This window comes from uncultured Gemella sp., from assembly GCF_963525875.1.
Lineage (GTDB): Bacteria > Bacillota > Bacilli > Staphylococcales > Gemellaceae > Gemella.
Map to the genome: position 1 here is coordinate 1 of NZ_CAURMG010000080.1, position 3,167 is coordinate 3,167.

Here is a 3,167-nt window from a genome sequence, read left to right on the forward strand (position 1 = left end):
AAAATGCAAACATTATTGCTGCAGAATTTGTTAGTATGACTCAACAAATAGTTTCACGATTTTCTAAACCGAGGGAAACACTTGTCATCACCTTAGGAAAATTAGAAAGTTCTATTGAAGAAGCTAGTATTACGGGAACTATTAGACATTTTAATAAAGAACTTCATAAAATGGTGCTAACTAAACTTCAAAACTTATGCAAAGCATTAGAAAGTGAATATTCTGGAACTAATATAGAGTTTATATATTATGGTGGTTATCCACCTCTTATAAATCATAAAAAAGGAACAGTAGAAATACAAAAAGCAACTTCTAAGATTCTTCCAGATATTAAACAGTTGGAAATTGAACCACTTATGATTGGAGAAGATTTTGCATATTATGTTGAAGAAGTCCCAGGAGCATTCTTCTTAATCGGTGCTGGTAATTCTACCTTCGCTAAGTATCCACACCATCATCCAAATTTTGATTTTGAAGAAGAAGTAATGAAACAAACAGCTTCAATATTCTTAACATTAGCATTTGATTCCGCTAATGTAATAAAAAATCTTAAGGAGGAACAATAGATATGAACACATATTTAGTTACTATCTACGGTAAAGGTGGACACGGAGCTGAACCTCATGAAGCTATCGATACAACTGTTATTACTGGTGAATTTGTTAGAAAAACTACAAAATATAAAAATATAGAGATAATCTCTATAAAAAGTGGTGATGCTTTTAATGTAATCTCAGGTAAGGCAGAAATTATTTTAAAAACCTATAATTTAAAACAATTAAAAACAATACTATCTTCACTTCTGGTATATTATGGTGAGCAGACTAGATTTGAAATAATAGAAAATTAAAAAGACTGAGCGTGGCTTGAAATCAGGATTTCATAGAAATCTTCAAGTTACCTCAGTCTTTATTTATAATTTATTGTCCTAGTATTTCCTTCACCCTTTTTTGCAATTCAGGTACTACTTTTTCAATAAACCATGGATTTTTGTTATGCCATCTAAAATTTAACGGAGAAGGATGAACAATCGGAAAATAACGTGGTAAATATTGTTTATAATTAAATACAGTTTCCGTTAAATTTTGTTTTTTATCATTTCCCAAGTAATAATCTTGAGCATATTTACCCACAAGAATAATAAGTTCGAGATTAGGCATGAGCTCTAAAACTTTAGAATGCCATTTAGTTGCAAAGTCCTTACGTGGTGGTAAATCTCCACTCTTACCTTTGCCAGGATAATAGAAATCCATCGGAACTACACCTATTAAACCAGATTTATAAAATATCTCATCATCTATCCCCATCCACTCACGAAGCTTAACTCCACTTTTATCATTGAAGAAGATTTTACTCTCTTGAGCTTTAATACCAGGAGCTTGACCTACGATTAATATTTTAGCCGTGCTTGGGGTAGAAAATAAAGGTTCTATTCCTTCATCTGTGTATTTTTTATTATCACTATCTGCCATTATTTCTTTTTTCAATTGTTCAAAACTATCCATATTTTTCCCTCTAAAAATTATTTTCTAATTAACTCAACTACCGCTTCAACCGCCGCTGTTCCTGGGAACATATCCACTGGTTGAATACGTCTAATTTTATATTTTCTTGTTAACACTTTTAAGTCACGTGCTAATGTAGATGGATTACAGCTCACATAAACAATTTTCTTAGCGTCAACCGCTAATAAGTTTTTAGCTAGTGGTCCAAGTCCTACACGTGGTGGGTCTACTATTGCAACATCAAAGTTAATTCCTTTTTTCTTCCAACGTGGAACTATTTTATTAGCATCTCCTGCAACATAAGTACAATTTGTTAAGTTGTTTAGTTTCACATTGTCATTAGCGTCGTTAATCGCAGATGGAATAATATCTACACCATATACTCCTTTACAATTACGGCTAACATATTGTCCAATTGTTCCAACTCCACAAAATGCATCTAATACAACATCTGTTTCTTTTAGTGCAGCAAATTCTACTACTTTATCATAAAGTTTTTTAGTTGCTGGCGGGTTTAATTGGAAGAATGATTTAGCCGAAAGTTCATACTTAATATCACCGATTTTTTCAACGATATAATCTGAACCGTATAAAGTTACACTTTCTGTTCCCATCACTAAATGATCTTTATCATTAGTAATATTTAATATAATACTTTTAACGATTCTTTCACGCTTAAGTTCATTAACGACCTTATCCATGTTTTTAATCTTATCAGTATTCGCTACAAATGTTACTTGAACATCTCCATTATAGAATGAAGTTCTTGTAGCAATATACTTCACACCATAATTCTTTTTGTTTGTAGAAATTTCTACTTTATATTTTCCTAGTAATTTCTTAGCTAAATTTGTTATTTTATTACCATTCTCATGCAATGCTAAATCTTCATTGATTTCAACTAAATCGTTAGAACCTTCTTTATATAACCCTGCAATAACACGTCCATTTCTAACAGCTAGTGGAAATTGGTTTTTGTTACGATACCCTTCTGTTACAGGACTCGCTAATGTTTTTAGAACTAATTTATCAGGTTTTGGTAGTCTATAATACTTATCGAATGCATCTAATAAAATTGTACGTTTGTATTCTAATTGTTTTTCATAACTAACATGAGCTAAACCGTATGCTCCACTTTCAGCATATTCTTTTTTAATTTCTACTCTATGTGGACTAGGTTCTTTTACTTTAACAAGTTTTCCAATAATATATTTTGGTGTCTCTTCTACTATTTCACAAACAATAACCTCATCAGGTAGAGCACCTTTTACAAAAGTAATTTTCTTTTTATAATATCCTATCCCCTCACCATTTATTCCTATTTTCTTAATTGTAAGTAAGACGTTTAATTTTTTACCGTTTTTATTTTTCATCGTATCCTCATTCATGAAGATAAGCTGAGTAAAAGCAAAACACTCCCACTTCAGCTTATCCAATTCTACTATTATTTTATAGTTTTAATTTCGTTATCTAATTCTTCTACTAATGCTATTAATCTATCAATTTGAGTTAAATCAACTTTTTCAGGTTCAATATTTTCTAACTCACTTGCAAAATCTTCAAATTTCGTTTTTAATTCTTCTAAAATATTATTAGGCATAACATTCTCCTTTTTTGTTCTCTATTCCATTATAATATAAATTCACAAAAATTCAACTCATA

The 3,167-nt window shown here is 30.6% G+C and carries 5 protein-coding genes; 2 read left to right on the forward strand and 3 right to left on the reverse strand.

Features of this window, described 5'->3' with window-relative positions; genetic code table 11:
• A partial coding sequence (locus tag RWQ73_RS07875; protein WP_314407834.1) for a M20/M25/M40 family metallo-hydrolase occupies window positions 1-566 on the forward strand: 566 nt, incomplete at its 5' end.
• Between the two features lie 2 nt (window positions 567-568).
• Window positions 569-850, forward strand: a complete 282-nt coding sequence (locus RWQ73_RS07880; RefSeq protein ID WP_314407836.1) for a peptidase dimerization domain-containing protein — start codon at window positions 569-571, stop codon at window positions 848-850.
• Between the two features lie 70 nt (window positions 851-920).
• Here the strand turns inward: RWQ73_RS07880 and RWQ73_RS07885 are convergent, their stop codons facing one another.
• The 3 genes from RWQ73_RS07885 to RWQ73_RS07895 all read right to left on the reverse strand — a co-directional run bounded on the left by RWQ73_RS07885 (window position 921) and on the right by RWQ73_RS07895 (window position 3,105).
• Window positions 921-1,505, reverse strand: a complete 585-nt coding sequence (locus RWQ73_RS07885) for a uracil-DNA glycosylase family protein (protein ID WP_314407838.1) — start codon at window positions 1,503-1,505, stop codon at window positions 921-923.
• 17 nt (window positions 1,506-1,522) lie between these two features.
• Window positions 1,523-2,878 (reverse strand): 23S rRNA (uracil(1939)-C(5))-methyltransferase RlmD, encoded by a 1,356-nt coding sequence (gene rlmD / locus RWQ73_RS07890; RefSeq protein WP_314407840.1) that lies wholly within the window; start codon window positions 2,876-2,878, stop codon window positions 1,523-1,525.
• Between the two features lie 71 nt (window positions 2,879-2,949).
• On the reverse strand, window positions 2,950-3,105 hold the full coding sequence (locus RWQ73_RS07895; protein ID WP_003144715.1) for an SE1561 family protein: 156 nt from the start codon (window positions 3,103-3,105) through the stop codon (window positions 2,950-2,952).
• Between the last annotated feature and the right edge of the window lie 62 nt (window positions 3,106-3,167).

What these genes read in the sequence shown, in the direction of transcription:
- RWQ73_RS07885 (WP_314407838.1), bottom strand. Translation starts at nt 1,505, where the DNA reads ATGGATAGTTTTGAACAATTGAAAAAAGAAATAATGGCAGATAGTGAT.
- RWQ73_RS07895 (WP_003144715.1), bottom strand. Translation starts at nt 3,105, where the DNA reads ATGCCTAATAATATTTTAGAAGAATTAAAAACGAAATTTGAAGATTTT.
- RWQ73_RS07880 (WP_314407836.1), top strand. Translation starts at nt 569, where the DNA reads ATGAACACATATTTAGTTACTATCTACGGTAAAGGTGGACACGGAGCT.
- rlmD (WP_314407840.1), bottom strand. Translation starts at nt 2,878, where the DNA reads ATGAAAAATAAAAACGGTAAAAAATTAAACGTCTTACTTACAATTAAG.